Source organism: Pseudomonas sp. FW305-28, assembly GCF_017351395.1.
Lineage (GTDB): Bacteria > Pseudomonadota > Gammaproteobacteria > Pseudomonadales > Pseudomonadaceae > Aquipseudomonas > Aquipseudomonas fluorescens_AA.
Genome location: NZ_JACNDD010000115.1, coordinates 1 through 20,990, shown reverse-complemented (window position 1 = coordinate 20,990; position 20,990 = coordinate 1). Strand labels below are relative to the sequence as shown.

Here is a 20,990-nt window from a genome sequence, read left to right as displayed (position 1 = left end):
CGGGCGTGGTCGCCGACTTCCGCCAGGCCGCTGTCAACGCGAAGCTGGCTGGCTTCGACGGCGTAGAGATCCACGGTGCCAATGGCTACCTGATCGACCAGTTCCTGCGTGACGGCACCAACCAACGCACCGATGCCTACGGCGGCTCGATCGAGAACCGCGCGCGTTTCCTCAAGGAGGTGGTCGAGTCGGTGATCGAAGTCTTCGGGGCCAGCCGGGTGGGCGTGCGCCTGTCGCCGATCTTCAGTTATTTCTCGATGAGCGACAGCAACCCGCAGGCGACATTCGAATACGCAGCCCGGATGCTCAGCCGTTATGGCCTGGCCTACCTGCACATCGTGGAACTGGGTGAAGGCCCGTTCGACTTCCTCGAACTCAAGCGCCGCTTCGGTGGCCCCTACATTGCCAACGGCGGTTACAGCGCGGAACGTGCGGGCAATGCCATCGGTCGTGGCGAAGCGGACCTGGTGGCGTTCGGAACGCCATTCCTGGCGAACCCGGACCTGGTGGAGCGCTTCAAACAGGGTGAGGCGTTGAACACACCCGACGCAGCGACCTTCTACCAAGGCGAAGAACGGGGCTACACGGATTATCCGACCCTGGCCGAAGCCCGGGCGCAATGATCCAGGAGACGTGAGCCAGCAAGACGCAAAGCAGGGCTTGCGACGCCCTGCTCTTGCCTCGACTAAAATTGTACAAATTCACATTTTCTTGTACAAAAAACTTTCAAATGTATAACTCCTGAAGTAGGCTTCAAAACTTGTACAGAAACAGTTTTCTGTACAATATTTCGGAGCCTAGCATGTCCGCCTATCTCCAGCGTTTCGCCCAGGCTTTCGCCAAGCTGGACGCCAGTCGCCTCGGCGAGCTCGATGAGCTCTACAGCGTCGACATCCATTTCCAGGACCCGTTGCACCGGATCGAAGGCCTGACCGCCTTGCGCGAGTACTTTGCGCAGTTGTATGCCAACGCCCATGACGTGCGCTACGACTTCCACGCGTTCGATGAGGTCGCTCCCGGTGAAGGTTATCTGCGCTGGACCTTGCACTTTCGGCACCCACGCCTGGCAGGCGGCGCCCCCATTGCCTTGCAGGGTTGCAGCCATTTGCGCTGGACCGACCGTGTCTACCATCACCAGGATTTCTTCGACGCCGGCGCCCTGCTCTACGAACACCTGCCGTTGCTGGGACCGGCGGTCCGCTGGCTCAAGCGGAGGCTGGCATGAGCCGCATCTGGCTGACCGGGGCCAGCAGCGGCATTGGCGCGGCCCTCGCGGCACAGTTGCTGGAACAAGGCCATCACCTGGCATTGAGCGCACGCCAGGCAGAACCCTTGCAGGCGTTGGCGGCCCGCTATCCAGACCAGGTGCTGGCACTGCCGGGCGACCTGACCGACCCGCGCCAGGTCGCCCTGGTCTGCCAGCAGATCGAGCGTGAATGGTTGGCGCTGGACGTGGTGATCCTCAATGCCGGGACCTGTGAATACCTGGAATCCGGGCATTTCGACACCCACCTCGTCGAGCGTGTCATCACCACCAACCTGCTCGGTACCAGCCATTGCCTGGAGGCGGCCTTGCCCTTGCTACGCCGGGGCCAACGCCCGCATCTGGTGGTGGTGGGCAGCGCGGTCACCTGGCTGGCCCTGCCGCGTGCCGGGGCTTACGGAGCCTCGAAGGCGGCATTGCGCTACCTGGTGGAATCCCTGCGTATCGACCTGGCCGCCGAAGGCATCGACGTCACTCTGGTGAGCCCCGGTTTCGTCGATACCCCGCTGACCCGGCGCAACGACTTCCCCATGCCCATGCGCTGGTCAGCGCAACAGGCGGCACGGCATATCGCCCGGTGCTTGCCGGCACGGCCGCTGGACATCGCATTTCCCTGGGCCTTCACCGCCGTTCTACGCCTGCTCGGACAGTTGCCCGCCCGCTGGCGGCTGGCCCTGGGCCGGCGCCTGGCACGCCCCAACAAGGAATCTTGAGACATGCGCATCGCAATCATCGGCAGTGGCATTTCCGGGTTGACCTGCGCCTACCTGTTGAACCGTCGCCATCAGATCACCCTCTTCGAGGCCGACGACCGGATCGGGGGCCACACCCATACCGTGGAGGTCGATTGGCAAGGCCGACGCTATGGCGTGGATACCGGTTTCATCGTGTACAACGACTGGACCTACCCGAACTTCATTCGCCTGCTGGACCAATTGGGTGTCGCTTCGCGCCCTACGGAAATGAGTTTCTCGGTGCATGAACCGGCCACCGGGCAAGAATACAAGGGCCACACCTTGCGCAGCCTGTTCGCCCGCCGGCGCAACCTGCTGTCACCCGGTTTCTGGGGCATGCTGCGAGACATCCTGCGGTTCAACCGGCAGGCGACAGCCGATCTGCAGGCGCAACGCATCGACGCTGCCACGCGGCTCGGTGACTACCTGCACAGCCACGGTTACGGCCAGCGTTTCATCGATCACTACATCGTGCCTATGGGTTCGGCGATCTGGTCGATGTCGCCGGCCAGGATGCTGGAGTTTCCGCTGCAGTTCTTCGTGCGCTTCTGCCACAACCACGGTCTGCTGTCAGTCAACCACCGTCCGCAATGGCGCGTGATCGAAGGCGGCTCTTGCGGTTATATCACCCCGTTGTGCGCCGGGTTCCGCCAGCACATCCGACTCGACTGCCCGGTGCAACGCGTCAGCCGGGACGCCAGCGGGGTCAGCGTGACCAGCGCAGTTGGCATCGAGCACTTCGATAAAGTGGTGTTCGCCTGCCACAGCGACCAGGCCCTCGCCCTGCTCGAGGCTCCCAGCGCCGAAGAGACCGAGGTCCTCGGTGCCTTGGCCTACGCCAGCAACGAAGTGCTGCTGCACACCGATACCCGACTACTGCCACGGCGGCGCCAGGCCTGGGCAAGCTGGAACTACCGCCTCGGTGGACCACCCCAGGCACCGGCCGCGCTGACGTACAACATGAACATCCTCCAGGGCCTGGACGCGCCGGTGACCTTTTGCGTGAGCCTGAACCAGAGCGATGCGGTCGACCCGGCCCTGGTGCTTGCACGCTTCGATTACGCCCATCCCCAGTACAGCCTCGCCGGCGTCGCCGCACAGGCCCGCCAGGGTGAGTTGCAAGGGCAGCGGCACAGCTATTTCTGCGGAGCCTATTGGGCCAACGGTTTTCATGAAGACGGTGTGGTCAGCGCACTCCACGTCGCGGAGCATTTCGGAGAGCACCTGTGAACAGCAGCCTGTGTCGCGGCTGGATCGACCATCGGCGTCATGCCCCACGCGTCCACGCCTTTCGTTATCCGATCGGCATGCTGTACCTGGACCTCGCCGAACAGCAGCACGTGCTGGGCCTGTCGCGCCTGCTGCGGCCATGGACCCTGGCGCCGCTGTGCTGGCGCGAGCGCGATTACCTGCCGGCGCGCACCCATCTGGGCGTGCCCCTGGTCGACGCCGTGCGCGAGATCCTCGCCGAAAGCCTGGGCACGGCTCCGCAAGGTGCGATCCACCTGCTGACCCAGCCACGCAGTTGGGGCCTGTCGTTCAACCCGGTGAGTTTTTATTTCTGCCACGAAACCGACGGACGCCTGTCGGCGATCCTCTGCGAAGTGCGTAATACCCCATGGCGCGAACGTTACCACTATGTGCTGCCCGTGCGTCCGGGCGAACCCCAGGCGTTCCGGGTGGCCAAGGCGTTCCATGTTTCACCGTTCCTGCCCCGGGACATGGACTATCGCATGCGTTTCCTGGTCCAGGACGCCAGTATCCGTGTGCACATGGAGAACTGGCGCGCCGGGCACAAAGTGTTCGAGGCCCACCTCGCGCTCGAGCGCCAGCCTCTCGATGGCCGGTCGCTGCGCCGTCATGTCCTGGCCTTCCCATGGATGAGCCTGCGCACTGTCAGCGCCATCTACTGGCAGGCCCTGCGCCTGCTGTTCAAACGCACACCCCTGCACGCACACCAGGCCAGCCAAGGCGACCTGAGTATTGGCGAAACCGCCCACAAGGACTCCGACCATGCCCGAACCCACCCTGAGCGTCACTAAGGCCAGCAGCTCCTGCCTGTTCAACGGCGGCTTCTTCAAGCAGGCCGTGCTCGGCCAATTGCGCCGCCTGCGTCACGGCCACCTGTGCCTGACGGTCGATGGCGCGCCGTTGAGCTTCGGCGACCTCGCCAGCCCGTTGGTGGCCGAGGTCGAGATTCTCGACGACGCGGCCTGGGGCATGGTCGCCGGCAACGGTTCCATCGGTGCTGGAGAGGCTTATATCCGCGGCTACTGGCGCAGCACCGACCTGACCGCCGTGACACGCCTGTTCGTGGCCAACCTGGAAGTGCTCGACGCCATGGACAGCGGCCTGGCTCGCCTCAGCCGCCCGCTGATGCGTGGCTTGCACTGGCTCAACCGCAACAATCGCAAAGGCTCGCGGCGCAATATCATGGCTCACTACGACTTGGGCAATGAGCTGTTCGAGCGACTGCTCGATCCCACCATGATGTATTCCGCCGCGCTGTTCGAAAGCCCCGAACAGAGCCTGGAAGACGCCCAGCGCAACAAACTGGAACGCATTTGTCGCAAGCTTGACCTGCGCCCCGGCGACCACTTGCTGGAAATCGGTACGGGCTGGGGCAGCCTCGCCATCCATGCGGCGACACACTACGGTTGCCAGGTCACCACCACGACCTTGTCCGACGAGCAGTACCGCCATACGCTGCAGCGTGTCGAGGCGCTGGGCCTGCAAGCGCGTGTCCAGGTGCTGCGCCAGGACTACCGCGACTTGCAGGGACGCTACGACAAGCTGGTGTCCATCGAAATGATCGAGGCGGTCGGGCATCGCTACCTGCCTGAGTATTTCCGCTGCTGCGCCGCACGACTCAAGGATGATGGTTTGATGTTGCTGCAATCGATCACCATCCGTGACCAGCGCTATGCCCAAGCCCGGCGCTCGGTGGATTTTATCCAACGCCATGTCTTTCCCGGCGGCGCCCTGCCATCGCTGTCGATCCTGTTGAACACCGCCAGCACACAGACGTCACTCAACCTGCTGCACCTCGAGGATTTCGGTGCACACTACGCCCGTACGCTGCGGCACTGGCACGAGAACTTCCGCCAATCGCGCCAGGCTTTGTCGGAGTTGGGCTATGACGAAACCTTCCAGCGCCTGTGGGAGTTCTACCTGTGCTACTGCGAAGGGGGATTCCAGGAGCGTGCCATCGGCGTTGCCCAGTTGTTGTTCGCCGGTCCCGCCGCCCGCCCGTCGTTCCTGCCGGAACAACGGTAAGTCCGATGAGCCGCAGCGGCCTGCTGATCAACGCGCTCTGGCTGCAACTGGGCTGGTGGGGCTGCGTGGCCGGTGCCCATCAGCCGGGCTGGCTGCTGGCGGTAGCCGGCGGCCTGCTCGCCCACCTGGCATTCAGCCCGGCGCCCAGGGCCGAGTGCCATGCGGTGATCAGCGTCGGCCTCTGCGGCATGTTGCTCGACTGGAGCCTGGGTGCGCTGGGCGTGTTCGTGTTCGAGCAAGGTCCGTTGCCACTTTGGCTGGCGCTGCTCTGGCTGGTCTTCGCCACTGGTTTGCGCCATAGCCTGGCCTGGGCCACAAGACCGGCCTGGCGCGGTGTGCTGGCGGGGATGGCTGGCGGGCCGCTGGCCTATTGCGCGGGCGCACCGCTGGCCGGGGTGACGCTCCCCCTCGGCTCACTCGCAACCGCGCTGCTCCTGGCGCCACTGTGGGGCTTATGGCTGCCGCTGGCGTTGCGCCTGGCCGAATCGCGCTGACCGCAGGACGCCAGCGAGACGCTACCAGGGCTCGTCCAGAAACAGCGGGATGCGCAACGGCTCGACGACGCCCTCACGCTGACCACACATCTCATCATGAACCACCTGCTGCACCAACATGCACGGCAGGCGCGGCACGAAACGCAGCAGTTCCCGCAGGTGGGTGGTGGAGCGTACCGGCAATGTCTTGTCCGATGCGTCGAGCAGCGTATGCCATCCGTTGTCCAGCCGAGCGCGCAATACGTAGAGCCCGCCTTCCAGGGACAAGAGTTCCAGTTCGTGGATCCGGCCATCAACGGCCAGGTCGGTCAAGTCCTGCAAAGTCATGGCATGCCCCCGGCCTGACGCCGGAAAAACAACGTGACCTGGCCCAGTTCGACACCCAGCTTGCTCATGCTCGAACGGTTGATCAGCGTGTCGTCATCCATCAGGTACATCCAATCATCGAAGGTCACTTCATAGGTCGAACCGTCCACCGGCAGGTTCAACCGATACTGCCAGCGCAGTGCATTGCCGGCCACTTCTCCCCGGGCTTCGCCGATCACGTCGTCGGCACGCCCGCGCCAGCGTCCGGCCCCCTCGGGGGTCAACGTCCAGACCCGCCGCTGACGCGTGCCGTCGCTGTAGAGGAAACGCTCATCCAGGATCAATCGATCACCCTCGTGGCGGCTGGAGATGTCCACCTCGAAACGCTTGATCACTTCACCCGAGCGTTTTTGATAAATGCCCCAGGCCTTGACGGGCTGACTGAAAAAACGCTCCAGGTCCAACCGGGGTTGCTGGTCGGCGTAGTGGTCGACATCGACATTACCGCAACTGGTCAGACCCAATATCACCAGCAACGCCAATAGAAAACGGCTCATGGGCGAACTCCTGCATCACGTGAACTTTTAAGCCCAAGCAGTTGATTCCTGAGTTTTTTATCCTTGGTTCCCGGGTCCAGCCAGATGGCGAAGAAGGCTCGGGCGAATGCCGGGTCCATCACCTCGTGGGACAGCTGCCCATTCACATAGAAACGACAACCACGCCCCGGCAGGTTGACGCCGGTAATGCGACTTCCCGGCTTTACGTCGACAAAGGCCTGCTGCATGTGACCTCGCCACGCATCCAGACGCCCAGCGTCCAAGGGCGCTCCCCTGATGCGTTGCATTTCTGCAAGGCTGGTCTCGACCAGGGTTTGCGCGCTGATGGCGCGCCGGTAATCGAGTTCCAAGGCAAACGCCGTTTCAAGGCCGGGTAGCAAGGCTGCGCTCCATAATCGCGCCTGATACACCTCGAACCCGAACCAGGTGAAATCGGCCTGCCCGACCAGCCGTGTGCCCGGCAGTGCGAGTCGCCAATCGGACCAGACGTGGGCGCAATACAGTACAAGCAGGCCAACCATGCATCGGGCCAGGCTTTTCCTGAACGCGAACGACCTGATCATGGACACGCCACCGGTTTCTCAAGGACGCCCCAATAATTGTACAGAGATATGTATTTGTACAGCTTTTCTATGCCAACGAGAAAAGACGAGGGCTACACGCCGGTCATTCCAGCAACTGAACGATCCGCGGCTCGATCACTGCGGCCTCCACCTCAACCAACGCCAGTGTCACCGGCAGCTTGAAACGCCGCCGACCAGCGCTGCCGGGGTTGAGGTAAAGCCGTTCGCCGCGCCATTCGATGCTCGGCTTGTGGGAATGGCCGGTGATCACCCACTTCACGGCCGGGTCCAGCGCAGCCTGGACATCGGCGATGTCATGCACCAACAGGACTGGCCAGCCGTCCAGGTCGAATTGCAGGCGATCGGCAAGCTCCGCCGCCCACTCGGCACCCAGGTCGTTATTGCCCCGTACCACGTACAACGGAGCGAGGCATGCCAATTGCGCCAGGATATCGGGGCTGCCGATGTCGCCGGCATGAATGATCCGCTCACAGCCTTGCAGCGCGGCAAGTGCTTCGGGACGCAACAGGCCGTGGGTATCGGAAATGACGCCGACTTTCATGAAACCTTTCTCTCCAATCGTGTGTCGCCGCTCGTACCTGCCTCGTCGCAGTCAGCTAACATGCTGAATTCGAATAGGATAGGCTGCGCCGTGAAAAGTGCAGACCCGTCATGGAAAGGATACGTCAATGCTCGGACGCAAGCAGCCGGAGCCCAAGATCGAAAGCCCCGACGAGACCCAGCAAGCTGGGCGGGCCGGTGCGGCATTCCGGCTGACCGTGAGTTTCATGCTCGTGGTCGTCATCGCCTTCCTGGCCGTCGAAGGCTGGCGGACCTGGCGCGACTACCGCGCCGCTTTTGCGTCTGCCCGGGATTCGGTGACGAACCTGGCGCGGGCGACGGCCCAACACGCTGAAGATACCATTCGACAAGTGGATGTGGTCACCGCCGCCCTCGCCGAACGGGTGGAAGGCGATGGCCTGCAGAACATGGACATCCCACGCATCCATAAGCTATTGGTGCAGCAGGCTGCCATCATGCCGCAACTGCACGGGTTGTTTATCTATGGCCCGGATGGCCAATGGCTGGTGACGGACAAGGAGGCGATCCCGGAAATGGCGAACAACGCCGACCGCGACTACTTCCAATACCACCGTACCCACGAGGATCAAGGCGTGCGCATCGGTGACGTCGTCAATAGCCGCTCCACCAACGACCTGATCATTCCCATTTCCCGCCGCCTGAACAACCCTGATGGCTCGTTTGCCGGCGTATTGCTGGGGACCGTGAAGGTGAGCTATTTCGTCGACTACTACGGCGACTTCAAAATCGATGGCAAAGGCGCACTGGTCCTGGCCAAGCGCAGCGGAACGATCCTGGTCCGACGCCCCTTCGTCGCTTCGGTGATTGGCAAGAGCCTCGTCAACAGCGTGATTTTCAGGGAACATTTACCCACCTCCAACCAAGGGGTTGCCGAAGCCAAGGCCGTCGTCGACGACACCGAGCGCCTGTACGGCTACCGGGCCCTGACCACTTACCCGCTGGTGGTGGAAGCCGGCCTGTCCCGCGAATCGATCATCGCGCCCTGGCGCCGCGACCTGTTCAAGACCGGTTTGGTGCTGATTTTCCTGATCGCGATCCTGGTGGGCTTCGGGCTCATCGTGTTGAGCCAGCTGCGTTACCGCATGGCCATGGAGAAGCAGATTCGCAGCGCCCACCAGGCCATGCGCGACATGGCGCTGACCGACAGCCTGACCGGGCTGGGCAACCGCAGGCGGCTGGATATCGCCCTGGCCGATGAGATCCGCCTGGCCAGGCGCCAGGGTTCGTCCCTGGCCCTGATCATGCTCGACGTCGATTACTTCAAGCGTTTCAACGACAAATACGGCCATGCCGCCGGGGACGATTGCCTGCGGGCGATTGCAACCGCGCTCGGGCAGACCATCAAAAGGCCGGGCGACCTGGCGGTCCGCTATGGCGGTGAAGAGTTCACCGTGCTGCTGCCAAACACCGACAGCGCCGGCGCCACCAAGGTCGCGCAGCAAATCCTCGAAGCGGTCAGGGCCTTGAACATTGAACATGGCGACCACCCCTTGGGCATTGTGACCATCAGCGCGGGCATCACCACCTGCCAGCCGAGCGGCGAGGACGTCACCCCGGCCATGCTGATCAGGGCCGCCGATGCCTTCTTGTACCTGGCCAAGAACACCGGGCGGAACCGCTGGTGCAGCGCCGACTCGACGCCGGGGTGAACCCGCGGGAGTGCCGCGCATCGGTCAGAATCGTGCAAACCCAAGTCCACAGGTGCCGGCGAGGCGCCTGGCGGCTACAATGTGCGCTTCGACCGTGACCAGCCTGACTAAAAACAAATGTCCTTGCCCAAACATCATCTGGAATTGCTCAGCCCCGCCCGCGACGTGACCATCGCCCGCGAGGCCATCCTGCATGGCGCAGACGCCGTGTACATCGGTGGCCCGAGTTTCGGCGCGCGTCACAACGCCTGCAACGAGGTGGGCGATATTGCCCGGCTGGTGGAGTTCGCCCACCGCTACCACGCCCGTGTGTTCACGACCATCAACACCATCCTGCACGACAACGAACTGGAGCCGGCCCGCCAGCTGATCCACCAGTTGTACGACGCTGGCGTCGACGCGTTGATCGTCCAGGACCTGGGGGTGATGGAGCTGGATATCCCGCCCATCGAGTTGCACGCCAGCACCCAGACCGACATCCGCACCCTGGCCCGGGCAAAGTTTCTCGACCAGGCCGGTTTCTCGCAACTGGTCCTGGCCCGTGAGCTGAACCTGCAGGAAATCCGTGCCATCGCCGACGAGACCGATGCGGCCATCGAGTTCTTCATCCACGGTGCGCTGTGCGTGGCGTTTTCCGGCCAGTGCAACATCTCCCACGCCCAGAACGGCCGCAGCGCCAACCGTGGCGACTGCTCCCAGGCCTGCCGCCTGCCCTACACCCTCAAGGATGACCAGGGTCGGGTGGTCGCCTATGAAAAACACCTGCTGTCGATGAAAGACAACAACCAGAGCGCCAACATCCGTGCCCTGGTCGAAGCCGGCGTGCGTTCGTTCAAGATCGAAGGGCGCTACAAGGACATGGGCTATGTGAAGAACATCACCGCCTATTACCGCCAGCGCCTGGACGATGTCCTCGAAGACCGCCCGGACCTGGCCCGCGCGTCCAGCGGCCGTACCGCACACTTCTTCGTCCCCGACCCGGACAAGACCTTCCACCGTGGCAGCACCGACTATTTCGTCAGCGAGCGCAAGATCGACATCGGCGCCTTTGATTCGCCAACCTTTACCGGCGTGCCGGTGGGCGTGGTGGAAAAAGTCGGCAAGCGCGACCTGCAAGTGGTGACCTTCGATCCGCTGTCCAACGGCGACGGTCTCAACGTACTGGTCAAGCGCGAAGTCGTCGGTTTCCGCGCCAACATCGCCGAGCCCAAGGGTGAATTCGAAGAGGACGGCCAGAAGCGCTACCGTTACCGCGTCGAACCCAACGAAATGCCGGCCGGCATGTACCAGTTGCGTCCCAACCACCCGTTGAGCCGCAACCTGGATCACAACTGGCAGCAAGCGTTGCTCAAGACCTCCTCCGAGCGCCGCGTCGGCCTGGCCTGGGTCGCGCGCCTGCGCGAAGAGCACCTGGAGCTGACCGCCACCAGCGAGGAAGGCATCAGCGCCAGCATCACCCTGGACGGGCCGTTCGGCCTGGCCAACAAGCCGGAACAGGCCCTGGAGCAACTGCACGACCTGCTCGGCCAATTGGGCACCACCGAATACCACGCCACCGCCATCGAGCTGGATGCGCCCCAGGCGTTCTTCATCCCCAACTCGCAGCTCAAGGCGTTGCGCCGCGAAGCCATCGAGGCCCTGACCGCTGCTCGTGTGGCGGCTCATCCACGGGGTGGCCGCAAGGCCGAAACCAGCCCGCCGCCGGTGTACCCGGAGTCTCACCTGTCGTTCCTGGCCAACGTCTACAACCAGAAGGCCCGGGACTTCTATCATCGCCACGGGGTCAAGCTGATCGATGCGGCGTTCGAGGCCCACGAGGAAACCGGTGAAGTGCCGGTGATGATCACCAAGCACTGCCTGCGCTTCTCGTTCAACCTCTGCCCCAAGCAGGCCAAGGGTGTCACCGGCGTGCGCACCAAGGTCGCGCCGATGCAACTGATACACGGCGATGAAGTGCTGACGCTGAAGTTCGACTGCAAACCCTGCGAGATGCATGTGGTCGGCAAGATCAAGGGGCACATCCTTGACCTGCCATTGCCCGGCAGCACGGCGCAGCCTGTGGTAGGTCATATCAGCCCTGAAGACCTTCTCAAGACGATTCCACGCGCGCCACATTAAACAATATCCACCCGCATCCCCTGTGGGAGTGGGTGTTCACAAAGCGTGTGTCCACCACAGTTCCCCTGTGGGAGCGAGCTTGCTCGCGATGGCGTCAACAGGATCAGCATGGATGCAAGCTGACCCACCGCTATCGCGAGCAAGCTCGCTCCCACATTGGGTTGCGGGCGTTCACAAAGCGTGTGCCCCGCTCCCACACTGAGTGTCGGCTGGTTGGAATGGATTTTTCATTTCTGCGCCGTTTTCGCTTTTCCGGGCGACAAATTCTGTTCAAGGGCTCCCCCGCCGCGGGTTCATGGTGTTAGGTTGTAAGTGATTGTTTCATCACACGACACTTCTCCCCTGCAAAGGAATGCCTGCCACCATGAACTTCCCGTTCAAGCGTCTTGCCGTTGCCACCCTCGTACTGTCCAGCCTGTCGTCATTCGCGATGTCGGCCAACGCCAATATCACCGCACAACAAAGCGCGACCCTCGTCAAAACCTTCTCCGACACCTCCGTCACCGATTTCCGGCAGTTCCTCGCGGAAGTAGCCAAAAGCGACCTCGCCAAAACCGCGAACCTCGGCCCGGCCATCAGCGCCTTCCAGGACAACAAAACCCTGTCGGCTGAACAACAGAACGAAATCCATCGCCTGCTGGGCCTCTACGCCCGAGTGAAATACGGCACAGCCGCCACCGAGACGCTGAAGGAACTGGTCGCCATCCCGACCTTTCGCAAGGACGGTGTAGCCCAGCACGAGAATCCGGAATTCCTCAAGATCGCCGACAAGATCAAAAGCCTGGCCGAGGCGTTCAAGCTGAACTTCCGCAACATCGACAACCGCGTCTATGAGATTTCCCTCGAAGGCAGCGGTGACGAAGTCGTCGGTATCCATGCCCATGCCGACGTGGTGCCGGTCACGCCGCAAAACTGGGTGTTGAAAGACGGCACCCGCCTCGATCCGTTCAAGGTCACCCTGGTGGGCGACCGCATGTATGGCCGGGGCACCGAGGACGACAAGAACGGCATCGTCGTGGCGCTCTACGCCATGAAGATCATCAAGGAAGAAAAACTGCCACTGGCGCGCAACTTCAAGCTGCTGGTCGACACCACCGAGGAAACCACCGGCGACGCCATCCCCTATTATTTCGAACGCAACCCGACGCCCAACTACAACCTGGCGCTGGATGGCGGCTACCCGGTGGTGATTGCCGAGAAAGGCTACGGCACGGTCATGGCGAACTTCGCCCGGCGTACCGCACAGGGCAAGGGCGCGCAAATCACCGCATTGACCGGCGGCCTGGCGACCAATCAGATTCCGTCGACCTCCGTGGCCACCTTTACCGGCGACAAGCCTGCCGAACTGGCCGCCGACCTGCTCAAGGCCGCTACCGACTATGCCAAGCGCAACGGCGGCAATTTCGAAGTGGGCACCCAAGTCGTCGGCAAGGACGTGCAACTGACCTTCACCGGCGTATCCGCCCACTCCTCCGAGCCCGAGTCAGGCGTCAACCCGGTCGCGCGGATGCTGGACTTCATCAATGGCCTGGACGGCAAGGTCGCGCTCAAGCACAACCACATCACCGACGCCGCCCGCTACGCAGCCGACAACTGGGGCCTGGACTATCTGGGCAGCAAACTGGGGATTGGCTTTTCCGATGCCTTCATGGGCCCGCTGACCGCGTCCCTGACGTTCGTCGGGATGGATGAGAAGACCTTCAAGCTTGCGGTCAACCTGCGGGTACCGGTCGGCAAGCCCACCGAAGCGATCAAGACTGACATTGCCGATAAATTGGCCACCTGGAGCAAGAAATCCAAGGTCGCCGTGGCCTTCGATTACTCCATCGACGAGCCGATGTACCGCAACCCCGAGGGTGAATGGGTCAAGGCGCTGCTGGCCGTGGCCAGTGAGAACCTGGGCATGGAACACAAATACGGCACCTCCGCCGGCGCCACGTCGGTCCATGACCTGCCCAACGGCGTGCAATTCGGCCTGGCGATGCCCGACGTCAAGTACACCGGTCACAACGACAACGAGTTCAAGACAGTGGAGCAGTTCCTGTTGGACTTGCAGATCGTGACCGAGATGATGGGGCGGATCGGGCAGTTGCCGAAGTTGTGATTGTCCGAGCCACACCGTTCACTTGAAGCTTGCTTGCCCCTGAGGCTTGCTTGGTTCCTGTGGCGAGGGAGCTTGCTCCCTCGCCACAGGGTTGCTTCATTCCTTCATGTGAGTGGCGCTGGGATCGATGACCTTGGCAGTAATATCGACCAGCTCCAGCCCCCAATCCCCATGCAGGTACCAATCGTCCCCAATCATCTCGGCCGGGTGCATGGTTCGATCGGCACCATTCCCACAGGCCAACGCAGTGGTCGGACAGTAACGATCACAGCCCCAGCAAATGCGCTCGGGATGTTTGGGACTGATGGGAAAAGGCTTTGCCATGGCGACCCCGCATAACAGATGGGTGTGCCCGTACCCTACCCCGTCGGGACAGCGCCACCCTTGATCCCGATCAAGAACAGCCGCGCGCGAGCAACAAATGCTCCCCGAGCAAAATTTCGCGCTGAAAATTGACAAGAATCATTATTATTCGCAGCGAAGCTTCCTAGACTCGGCGCCATCATTTAGCCAACCAGGAAGTCATCATGCGCCCCGCTGCTCCGTTGTCCCTCGCCCTGCTGTTACTCGCACCGCTGGCCCAAGCCAAGGAATACCCCATCGGCGAACCGCAACTGTGCCCGGGGCTGGAAGTCGGTGCGGTGTACCTACAACCGATCGAAATGGCCCCCGCCGGCATGATGCGCGCCACGGCAGATTCGGATGTGCACCTGGAAGCCGACATCCGCGCCACGGCGGACAACCAGCAAGGCTTTCAGGAAGGCAGTTTCGTACCCTATCTCAACGTGTCGTTCCAGCTGAAGAAACAAGGCAACGACACCGAGCTCAAGGGCGACTTCCACGCCATGGTCGCCAATGACGGGCCGCACTACGGCGACAACGTCAAGCTGCTCGGCCCTGGCAAATACCAATTGACCTTCACCGTCCTGCCACCGGGTGGCCACGGGTCCCTCGGTCGTCATACCGACAAGGAAACCGGCGTGGCGCCGTGGTTCGAACGCTGCGAGCTGCATTACGAATTCGTCTACGCCGGGATCGGTAAAAAAGGCGGGTACTGAACATGCGCCGCCGATCCTGGCCGTCATGCCTGGCCTGGCTGATGCTGGCCGGTCTGCTGCTGCCGTCAATCGCCCAGGCCGAACTGCCCACCTATGAGTTGAGCATGCGCGACGGGCATTTCACGCCGTCGCAGCTGGAAGTGCCGGCCGGGCAACGCTTCAAGATCGTGCTGAAGAATGTCGGCCAGGGTCCGGCGGAATTCGAAAGCACGCCATTGCGCGTCGAAAAAGTGCTCTCGCCCGGCGTCACGACCTTCGTGGTCATCCATCCGCTGCGCCCCGGGCACTATCCGTTTTTCGATGAATTCAACCCGCAACTGCCCGAGGGCGGGATTCTCGCCCAATGATCGGCCTGCAGGAGGCATTTGCATGACTCAATCGATGTTTATTGTCTGGCGCGAAAGCGTCGAGGCGTTGTTGGTGATCGGTATCCTCCAGGCCTGGGTCAGCCGGCAACAACAGGCCAGCCATCTGTTGCGGTACCTATGGAGCGGCGCACTGCTCGGCTTGCTGTTGTCGGGCGTATTGGCCGGTTTGATCCTGCTGGCCGGCGAAGCCATGAGCGGCAGCGCCAATGAATGGTTCCAGGCTTCGCTGGCGTTGATCGCGAGTCTGTTGATCGTGCAAATGGTCGGCTGGATGCATCGCAACGCGGGGACACTGAAGCAGGACCTGTCGCGCCAAGCCGACCAGCGCCTGAACCGCCAGGGTGGCCTGGGCCTGATGGTGCTGGCGTTACTGGCGGTCAGCCGCGAAGGCAGTGAAACCGTGGTCTTCCTGTACGGCGCCGGCGCCCGCTTGCAAGGGCCGTCACTGGGCCTGTTCGCCGTGGGTGCAATCGCTGGCCTGGTGCTGGCGCTGTTGAGCGTTTCCTTGCTCCACGGCAGTCGCCGGTTCATCTCCTGGCGGCGTTTCTTCGCCATCAGCGAAGCGATCCTGCTGCTGTTGGGTGCGGCGTTGCTGGTCAGCGGCATCGAGCGGATCGGCGGGCAATTGCTCGCGATGGATTGGCCCGAGCCGGTGTACCGTGGCATTGGCGATGCACTGTGGAACAGTAGCGCGATACTGGACGACGGCCATGGCCTGGGCGGATTCCTCGCCGATTTCGCCGGGTATCGCGCCAGTCCCAGCGCGCTGACCTTGCTGGTATGGCTTGGCTATTGGCTGGCCGTCGCAGGATGGTTGCGGACACCCAAGGAGGAAAACCTGCCATGCCCCACCTGAACCCCTGGCTCCAGCGCCTGGGCGACGGCATGCGGCGCCACGGCGCGACCATTCGTGCCGTGCAATGGGCGGTGGTGCTGTTCTACGCGGTGCTGCTGGTGATACCCGCCCTGTTGCCATTGCCCAGCAGTCAGGCGCACCTGTTCGACAACCTCACGCTGTTGGCGCAGTTCCTGTTCTGGGGCCTGTGGTGGCCGTTCGTATTGCTCTCGATCGTCTTGTTCGGTCGGCTCTGGTGTGGCGTGCTGTGCCCCGAAGGCGCCTTGAGTGAATGGGCCAGTCGCTACGGCAAAGGCCTGGGTGTGCCGAGAAGCGTGCGCTGGGCCGGCTGGCCGACCCTGGCGTTCTGCCTGACGACGATTTATGGCCAACTCATCAGCGTCTACGACTATGCCCAGGCGGCGCTGCTGATCCTGGGTGGCTCGACCGTCGCGGCAGTGATCGTTGGCCTGCTGTTCGCCCGTGGCAAGCGAGTGTGGTGCCGTTACCTGTGTCCGGTCAGTGGCGTCTTCGCCCTCCTCGCCCGCCTGGCACCGATGCACTTTCAAGTAGACGAACAACGCTGGCTGGAAAACCCTGCGCCGCGTCGCCCCGCACCCAACTGCGCGCCCTTGCTGGACATCCGCCGAATGCGCGGCGCCACCGATTGCCACGCCTGTGGTCGCTGCAGCGGCCAGCGCGATGCGGTGCGCCTGATCGCCCGCTCCAGCAACCAGGAAATCCTTCAGTCAACGCCCACCACGCTCTCGCCCTGGGATGTGCGCTTGCTGCTGTTCGGCGTCATCGGCCTGGCCCTGGGGGCCTTTCAATGGACCGTCAGCCCCTGGTTCATCACCCTGAAGCAGGCACTGGCGCAATGGCTGGTGGCACACGACCTGTTCTGGCCGCTGCAAGACAACGCGCCCTGGTGGCTGCTGACGCACTATCCGCAACTCAACGACAGCTTCAGTTGGCTCGATGGCTTTTGCATCGTCGCCTATTTGGGCATGAGCGCCCTGTTGCTGGGGACTTCGCTGATGCTGCTGATGCGCCTGGCGGCACGACTCGCCGGCGATTGCGCAGAGTATTTGCCCCTAGCCGTCACCCTGACGCCCCTTGGCGGCGCAGGCCTGTTCCTCGGCCTGTCGGCCACCACCGTCAAGTTACTGCGCTATGAAGGGTTGTTGCTCGAGTGGGTGCAACCGGCTCGAGCCGGATTGTTGGTGGCGGCGATGGCCTGGAGCCTGTGGCTGGGTTGGAGGCGCCTGGAGCAGACGTCTGCATCGCCCGTTCAGCGACTGCCCGCCATGGCCTGCCTGATAGTGGCCAGCGGTCTGGTGGGTTATGGGTGGTGGTTGCAGTTTTGGGGGTGGTAACACACTAAATCCGGTGGGAGCGAGCTTGCTCGCGATGACGTTGCACAGCCAACATCACTGCAGCTGACCCACCGCTATCGCGAGCAAGCTCGCTCCCACAGGGTTTGGCAGGCAGGCACTCAAACCTGCGATCCCTCAACTACGCAACACGAACGAAGGAAACAACTCGCGCATCGTGGCCCACAGCTCCGGCTGCGAGGCCTGCGCCGAGACACTGGAAAGATGTGGGTCGAGCATCCGCGCGGTGCGCACCAGTTGCACGGCAAACCGGTTGACACCGCGTTCGCTCAAGCGTCTGGCCAGGGTCAACAGGCGTTCGGGGTCGAACAGATGCCAGTGCACCGTCGTGCGACATTCATAATCAACGCCGCTGTCCAGCAGGTGGTCGAGGCTGCGCCAGTTGGCGGCGCCGCTGCCTTCGACCCGGGTCACCTCCAGGGCATCTTCGGGCAAGGCCTTGATGTCGAACCCCACCCAGTCGGCAAGCCCGACCACTTTGGCGAAGGCCGCCGGCTTGATGCCGGCGCTGTGCAGGCCGATGCGAAAACCCATCTGCCGCACTTGCTCCATGGCCGGCGCCAGGCCGTCCTGCAAGGTCGGCTCGCCGCCGCTGAACACCACGGCGTCGAGCAGGTCCTGACGGCGTTGCAGGAACGCCAACACCCGACACCAATCCACCTCCTCGCTGCCGCGTGGCGGGATCAGTTGCGGGTTATGGCAATAACGACAACGCCAGGCACACCCCTGGCAAAACAGCACACAGGCCAGTTGGCCCGGATAATCGAGGGTGGTCAGGGGCACCATGCCCCCAACCCGTAGCACTCGACTCATGGACGCCCGGCCGCGCGTTCGGTGAAGTGCACCCGCTCACGATGCTCGGATTGCTTACCGGGGTTGAAGGCCGCCACCGGGCGGTGATACCCCATCACCCGGGTCCAGACTTCACAACGTTGACGCTGTGCTTGTGGAAGGCTTTGTGATGCATTCATGGGTGAAGCTCCTTGCGGTCGATGGATCGGATCAGTGAACGCTGCCTGCCAACTGCTGTTGCAGCAGCAAGGCCTCGTCGCATTTGGGGCAGAACTCGTGTTCGCCGGCCAGGTAGCCGTGCACCGGGCAGATGGAAAAGGTCGGTGTGATGGTCAGGTACGGCAGGCGGAAACGTCCCAGGGCCTTGCGCACCAGTTGCTTGCAGGCCTGTGTCGAGGAAATCTGCTCGGCCATGTACAGGTGCAACACGGTCCCGCCGGTGTATTTGCACTGCAGTTCGTCCTGCAGCTCCAGGGCTTCGAACGGATCGTCGGTGAAGCCCACCGGCAGTTGCGACGAGTTGGTGTAGTACGGCGCGACCGGGCTGCCAGCCTGCAGGATATCCGGGTAGCGCTTGAGGTCTTCCTTGGCGAAGCGGTACGTGGTGCCTTCGGCGGGCGTGGCTTCGAGGTTGTAGAGATGGCCGGTTTCCTCCTGGAAACGCAGCAACGTGGCCCGCACGTGATCCAGCAGTTTCAGGGCGAATGCCCGGCCCTGCTCGGTGTGCAGGCCTTGCTGGTCGTCGGTGAAATTGCGCAGCATTTCATGCAGGCCGTTCACGCCGATGGTGGAGAAGTGGTTGCGCAACGTGCCGAGGTAGCGCTTGGTGTAGGGGTACAAACCGGCATCCATGTGATGCTGGATGACCTTGCGCTTGACCTCCAGGCTCTCTTTCGCCAGTTCCATCAGGGTATCGATGCGTTGCAGTAACCCGCTGGTGTTGCCTTTGTACAGGTAGCCCAGGCGCGCGCAGTTGATCGTCACCACGCCCAGGGACCCGGTCTGCTCCGCCGAACCGAACAGGCCGCCGCCGCGCTTGAGCAGCTCGCGCACGTCCAGTTGCAGGCGGCAGCACATCGACCGCACTTGGTTGGGTTGCATGTCCGAGTTGAGGAAGTTCTGGAAATACGGCAAGCCGTAGCGGGCGGTCATTTCGAACAGCCGGTCGGCGTTCTCGCTGTCCCACGGGAAGTCATGGGTGATGTTGTAGGTCGGGATCGGGAAGGTGAAGACCCGGCCTTTCGCATCGCCGGCCTGCATCACCTCGATGTAGGCGCGGTTGATCAATTCCATTTCCGCTTGCAGGTCACCGTAGGCGAACGGCATTTCTTCACCGCCGATGACCGGGATCTGTTCGCGCAAGTCCTGGGGGCAGACCCAGTCGAAGGTCAGGTTGGTGAACGGGGTTTGCGTGCCCCAGCGCGACGGCACGTTGAGGTTGTAGATGAACTCCTGCAACGACTGGCGAACCTGGTCGTAGCTGAGCCGGTCCTTGCGTACATAGGGCGCCAGGTAGGTGTCGAACGAGCTGAACGCCTGGGCGCCGGCCCATTCGTTTTGCAGGGTGCCGAGGAAATTCACCATCTGCCCCAGGGCGCTGCTCAGGTGCTTGGGCGGCCCGGCCTCGACCCGCCCTGGCACGCCGTTGAGGCCTTCATGCAAGAGGGTGCGCAAGGACCAGCCGGCACAGTAGCCGGCGAGCATGTCCAGGTCGTGGATATGCAGGTCCGCCTCGCGGTGCGCCTCGCCGATGGCCTGGCTGTAGACTTCGTCGAGCCAGTAATTGGCGGTGACCTTGCCCGATACGTTGAGAATCAGCCCGCCGAGGGAATAGCCCTGGTTGGCGTTGGCCTGCACGCGCCAGTCTTCGCGATCCAGGTATTCGTTCATCGAAGTGGCGACTTCCACCAGCGTACGACGATCCCGACGCAGGCGTCCGTGTTGCTCGCGATAGACGATGTAGGCGCGCATGGACAGGAAATACCCGGCGTCCATCAGAACGCGCTCGACGCGGTCCTGGATCTGCTCGACGTTCAACCGCGACTGCCCTTCCAGCCGTGCCAATACCGCCTCGAGCAACCCTTCGGCCTCGGCTTCGGCATACTCACCGGTGGCCTTGCCGGCGGCGATCAGCGCCTGGCGGATCTTGTCCGCATCAAAGGCGACCACACTGCCATCACGCTTGTGCAAGCGGTTACACCCTACTGAGATCAACGTGCTCTGCATTTTGGCTCCAGACACTACATATAGGCTTTTTAATTTTTAAAAACACAATATGCAGTGGAGAGTACGGCCAAATGATCGAGTTGCAATTGATCGATATCAAGAATCGGGGGCGACGACCAACCCGCTTGGAAAGGAGCAATGCGCCTCGCACAAGGGATGGGAGTATGGCTGGGAGAACCAGGTTGGCTGGCAGGCCGCCTTCGCGAGCGAGCTCGCTCCCACAGTTGGATCGGAGCACGACCGTGAGAATCAGGTCGGCTGGCAGGCCGCCTTCGCGAGCGAGCTCGCTCCCACAGTTGGATCGGGGTATGACCGTGAGAACCAGGTCGGCTGGCAGGTCGCCTTCGCGAGCAGGCTCGCTCCCACAGTTGGATCGGGGTATGACCGTGAGAGTCAGGTCGGCTATAAGGCCGCCTTCGCGAGCGAGCTCGCTCCCAAAGTTGGATCGGGGTATGACCGTGAGAACCAGGTCGGCTATAAGGCCGCCTTCGCGAGCAAGCTCGCTCCCACAGTTGGATCGGGGTATGACCGTGAGAATCAGGTCGGCTATAAGGCCGCCTCGCGGTGGTCGTTGATTTCGGCGCCCCGTTAACCACGATGGCCGAACGCAGGCATTGTGGAGTGGGCATCCCGGCATGGATGCCGGGAT

General features: G+C 62.6%; 21 protein-coding genes and 1 pseudogene. 14 read left to right on the top strand and 8 right to left on the bottom strand.

The annotated features are described in order from the left end of the window. From J4E53_RS22630 to J4E53_RS22600, 7 genes and pseudogenes are all read left to right on the top strand, one after another. A pseudogene (locus J4E53_RS22630) lies at positions 1 to 623 on the top strand (alkene reductase); the annotation flags it as partial. Between the two features lie 179 nt (positions 624 to 802). Continuing rightward, positions 803 to 1,225: a nuclear transport factor 2 family protein gene (locus J4E53_RS22625; protein ID WP_060742123.1), complete on the top strand. Its 423-nt coding sequence runs from the start codon at positions 803 to 805 to the stop codon at positions 1,223 to 1,225. After that, the gene (locus J4E53_RS22620) at positions 1,222 to 1,977 is read left to right on the top strand and encodes an SDR family oxidoreductase (RefSeq protein ID WP_060742122.1); all 756 of its coding nucleotides are present in this window, start codon (positions 1,222 to 1,224) and stop codon (positions 1,975 to 1,977) included. Before J4E53_RS22625 ends, J4E53_RS22620 begins: the two co-directional genes overlap by 4 nt. Positions 1,978 to 1,980: 3 nt before the next feature. After that, complete coding sequence (locus tag J4E53_RS22615; protein ID WP_060742121.1) at positions 1,981 to 3,228, top strand: NAD(P)/FAD-dependent oxidoreductase; 1,248 nt, start codon at positions 1,981 to 1,983, stop codon at positions 3,226 to 3,228. After that, positions 3,225 to 4,040 (top strand): DUF1365 domain-containing protein, encoded by an 816-nt coding sequence (locus J4E53_RS22610; protein WP_060742120.1) that lies wholly within the window; start codon positions 3,225 to 3,227, stop codon positions 4,038 to 4,040. The genes J4E53_RS22615 and J4E53_RS22610 overlap by 4 nt, the downstream gene beginning before the upstream one ends. Next, entirely contained in the window at positions 4,012 to 5,274 is a 1,263-nt protein-coding gene (locus tag J4E53_RS22605; RefSeq protein WP_060742119.1) for a cyclopropane-fatty-acyl-phospholipid synthase family protein, read from the top strand. The genes J4E53_RS22610 and J4E53_RS22605 overlap by 29 nt, the downstream gene beginning before the upstream one ends. A gap of 5 nt (positions 5,275 to 5,279) precedes the next feature. Beyond that, on the top strand, positions 5,280 to 5,768 hold the full coding sequence (locus J4E53_RS22600; RefSeq protein WP_060742118.1) for a DUF2878 domain-containing protein: 489 nt from the start codon (positions 5,280 to 5,282) through the stop codon (positions 5,766 to 5,768). Between the two features lie 21 nt (positions 5,769 to 5,789). On the opposite strand, the gene J4E53_RS22595 is transcribed toward J4E53_RS22600, so the two are convergent. The 4 genes from J4E53_RS22595 to J4E53_RS22580 form a co-directional block, all read right to left on the bottom strand. Beyond that, on the bottom strand, positions 5,790 to 6,095 hold the full coding sequence (locus J4E53_RS22595; protein WP_060742117.1) for a DUF6482 family protein: 306 nt from the start codon (positions 6,093 to 6,095) through the stop codon (positions 5,790 to 5,792). Continuing rightward, positions 6,092 to 6,631 (bottom strand): DUF3833 domain-containing protein, encoded by a 540-nt coding sequence (locus J4E53_RS22590; protein ID WP_060742116.1) that lies wholly within the window; start codon positions 6,629 to 6,631, stop codon positions 6,092 to 6,094. Before J4E53_RS22590 ends, J4E53_RS22595 begins: the two co-directional genes overlap by 4 nt. Further along, positions 6,628 to 7,194, bottom strand: coding sequence for a chalcone isomerase family protein (locus J4E53_RS22585; protein ID WP_060742115.1), 567 nt, complete (start codon positions 7,192 to 7,194; stop codon positions 6,628 to 6,630). The genes J4E53_RS22590 and J4E53_RS22585 overlap by 4 nt, the downstream gene beginning before the upstream one ends. Before the next feature lie 103 nt (positions 7,195 to 7,297). Then, entirely contained in the window at positions 7,298 to 7,756 is a 459-nt protein-coding gene (locus tag J4E53_RS22580) for a metallophosphoesterase family protein (RefSeq protein WP_060742114.1), read from the bottom strand. Positions 7,757 to 7,883: 127 nt separating this feature from the next. On the opposite strand from J4E53_RS22580, the gene J4E53_RS22575 reads away from it, so the two are divergent. From J4E53_RS22575 to J4E53_RS22565, 3 genes are all read left to right on the top strand, one after another. Beyond that, positions 7,884 to 9,446 (top strand): sensor domain-containing diguanylate cyclase, encoded by a 1,563-nt coding sequence (locus J4E53_RS22575; RefSeq protein ID WP_103310251.1) that lies wholly within the window; start codon positions 7,884 to 7,886, stop codon positions 9,444 to 9,446. A 117-nt stretch (positions 9,447 to 9,563) separates the two neighbouring features. Next, positions 9,564 to 11,564: a U32 family peptidase gene (locus J4E53_RS22570; protein WP_060742112.1), complete on the top strand. Its 2,001-nt coding sequence runs from the start codon at positions 9,564 to 9,566 to the stop codon at positions 11,562 to 11,564. A 364-nt stretch (positions 11,565 to 11,928) separates the two neighbouring features. Further along, a complete protein-coding gene (locus J4E53_RS22565) occupies positions 11,929 to 13,668 on the top strand; it encodes a dipeptidase (protein ID WP_103310254.1) in 1,740 nt (579 codons plus the stop codon). 96 nt (positions 13,669 to 13,764) lie between these two features. Here the strand turns inward: J4E53_RS22565 and J4E53_RS22560 are convergent, their stop codons facing one another. Further along, positions 13,765 to 13,992: a DUF3079 domain-containing protein gene (locus J4E53_RS22560; protein WP_060742110.1), complete on the bottom strand. Its 228-nt coding sequence runs from the start codon at positions 13,990 to 13,992 to the stop codon at positions 13,765 to 13,767. Between the two features lie 203 nt (positions 13,993 to 14,195). Here J4E53_RS22560 and J4E53_RS22555 point away from each other — a divergent pair, with 203 nt between their 5' ends. The 4 genes from J4E53_RS22555 to J4E53_RS22540 are packed head-to-tail and all read left to right on the top strand — an operon-like array spanning position 14,196 to position 17,305. After that, positions 14,196 to 14,726: an iron transporter gene (locus J4E53_RS22555; protein WP_103310255.1), complete on the top strand. Its 531-nt coding sequence runs from the start codon at positions 14,196 to 14,198 to the stop codon at positions 14,724 to 14,726. A 2-nt stretch (positions 14,727 to 14,728) separates the two neighbouring features. Further along, on the top strand, positions 14,729 to 15,073 hold the full coding sequence (locus J4E53_RS22550; RefSeq protein ID WP_060742108.1) for a cupredoxin domain-containing protein: 345 nt from the start codon (positions 14,729 to 14,731) through the stop codon (positions 15,071 to 15,073). A 22-nt stretch (positions 15,074 to 15,095) separates the two neighbouring features. Further along, a complete protein-coding gene (locus J4E53_RS22545; protein ID WP_103310257.1) occupies positions 15,096 to 15,950 on the top strand; it encodes an FTR1 family protein in 855 nt (284 codons plus the stop codon). Further along, complete coding sequence (locus J4E53_RS22540; RefSeq protein WP_103310259.1) at positions 15,938 to 17,305, top strand: 4Fe-4S binding protein; 1,368 nt, start codon at positions 15,938 to 15,940, stop codon at positions 17,303 to 17,305. Before J4E53_RS22545 ends, J4E53_RS22540 begins: the two co-directional genes overlap by 13 nt. A gap of 135 nt (positions 17,306 to 17,440) precedes the next feature. On the opposite strand, the gene J4E53_RS22535 is transcribed toward J4E53_RS22540, so the two are convergent. From J4E53_RS22535 to J4E53_RS22525, 3 genes are read right to left on the bottom strand one after another with little or no spacing between them, the layout of a single operon-like run. Then, a complete protein-coding gene (locus tag J4E53_RS22535) occupies positions 17,441 to 18,136 on the bottom strand; it encodes an anaerobic ribonucleoside-triphosphate reductase activating protein (protein ID WP_060742105.1) in 696 nt (231 codons plus the stop codon). Continuing rightward, positions 18,133 to 18,294 (bottom strand): anaerobic ribonucleoside-triphosphate reductase, encoded by a 162-nt coding sequence (nrdD, locus tag J4E53_RS22530; RefSeq protein ID WP_003202433.1) that lies wholly within the window; start codon positions 18,292 to 18,294, stop codon positions 18,133 to 18,135. The genes J4E53_RS22535 and nrdD overlap by 4 nt, the downstream gene beginning before the upstream one ends. Before the next feature lie 31 nt (positions 18,295 to 18,325). Further along, positions 18,326 to 20,341 (bottom strand): ribonucleoside triphosphate reductase, encoded by a 2,016-nt coding sequence (locus J4E53_RS22525; RefSeq protein WP_060742104.1) that lies wholly within the window; start codon positions 20,339 to 20,341, stop codon positions 18,326 to 18,328. Between the last annotated feature and the right edge of the window lie 649 nt (positions 20,342 to 20,990).

Coding starts and splice junctions, on each gene's coding strand:
- J4E53_RS22625 (WP_060742123.1), top strand. CDS start 803: ATGTCCGCCTATCTCCAGCGTTTCGCCCAGGCTTTCGCCAAGCTGGAC.
- J4E53_RS22620 (WP_060742122.1), top strand. CDS start 1,222: ATGAGCCGCATCTGGCTGACCGGGGCCAGCAGCGGCATTGGCGCGGCC.
- J4E53_RS22615 (WP_060742121.1), top strand. CDS start 1,981: ATGCGCATCGCAATCATCGGCAGTGGCATTTCCGGGTTGACCTGCGCC.
- J4E53_RS22605 (WP_060742119.1), top strand. CDS start 4,012: ATGCCCGAACCCACCCTGAGCGTCACTAAGGCCAGCAGCTCCTGCCTG.
- J4E53_RS22600 (WP_060742118.1), top strand. CDS start 5,280: ATGAGCCGCAGCGGCCTGCTGATCAACGCGCTCTGGCTGCAACTGGGC.
- J4E53_RS22595 (WP_060742117.1), bottom strand. CDS start 6,095: ATGACTTTGCAGGACTTGACCGACCTGGCCGTTGATGGCCGGATCCAC.
- J4E53_RS22590 (WP_060742116.1), bottom strand. CDS start 6,631: ATGAGCCGTTTTCTATTGGCGTTGCTGGTGATATTGGGTCTGACCAGT.
- J4E53_RS22585 (WP_060742115.1), bottom strand. CDS start 7,194: ATGATCAGGTCGTTCGCGTTCAGGAAAAGCCTGGCCCGATGCATGGTT.
- J4E53_RS22580 (WP_060742114.1), bottom strand. CDS start 7,756: ATGAAAGTCGGCGTCATTTCCGATACCCACGGCCTGTTGCGTCCCGAA.
- J4E53_RS22575 (WP_103310251.1), top strand. CDS start 7,884: ATGCTCGGACGCAAGCAGCCGGAGCCCAAGATCGAAAGCCCCGACGAG.
- J4E53_RS22570 (WP_060742112.1), top strand. CDS start 9,564: ATGTCCTTGCCCAAACATCATCTGGAATTGCTCAGCCCCGCCCGCGAC.
- J4E53_RS22565 (WP_103310254.1), top strand. CDS start 11,929: ATGAACTTCCCGTTCAAGCGTCTTGCCGTTGCCACCCTCGTACTGTCC.
- J4E53_RS22560 (WP_060742110.1), bottom strand. CDS start 13,992: ATGGCAAAGCCTTTTCCCATCAGTCCCAAACATCCCGAGCGCATTTGC.
- J4E53_RS22555 (WP_103310255.1), top strand. CDS start 14,196: ATGCGCCCCGCTGCTCCGTTGTCCCTCGCCCTGCTGTTACTCGCACCG.
- J4E53_RS22550 (WP_060742108.1), top strand. CDS start 14,729: ATGCGCCGCCGATCCTGGCCGTCATGCCTGGCCTGGCTGATGCTGGCC.
- J4E53_RS22545 (WP_103310257.1), top strand. CDS start 15,096: ATGACTCAATCGATGTTTATTGTCTGGCGCGAAAGCGTCGAGGCGTTG.
- J4E53_RS22540 (WP_103310259.1), top strand. CDS start 15,938: ATGCCCCACCTGAACCCCTGGCTCCAGCGCCTGGGCGACGGCATGCGG.
- J4E53_RS22535 (WP_060742105.1), bottom strand. CDS start 18,136: ATGAGTCGAGTGCTACGGGTTGGGGGCATGGTGCCCCTGACCACCCTC.
- nrdD (WP_003202433.1), bottom strand. CDS start 18,294: ATGAATGCATCACAAAGCCTTCCACAAGCACAGCGTCAACGTTGTGAA.
- J4E53_RS22525 (WP_060742104.1), bottom strand. CDS start 20,341: ATGCAGAGCACGTTGATCTCAGTAGGGTGTAACCGCTTGCACAAGCGT.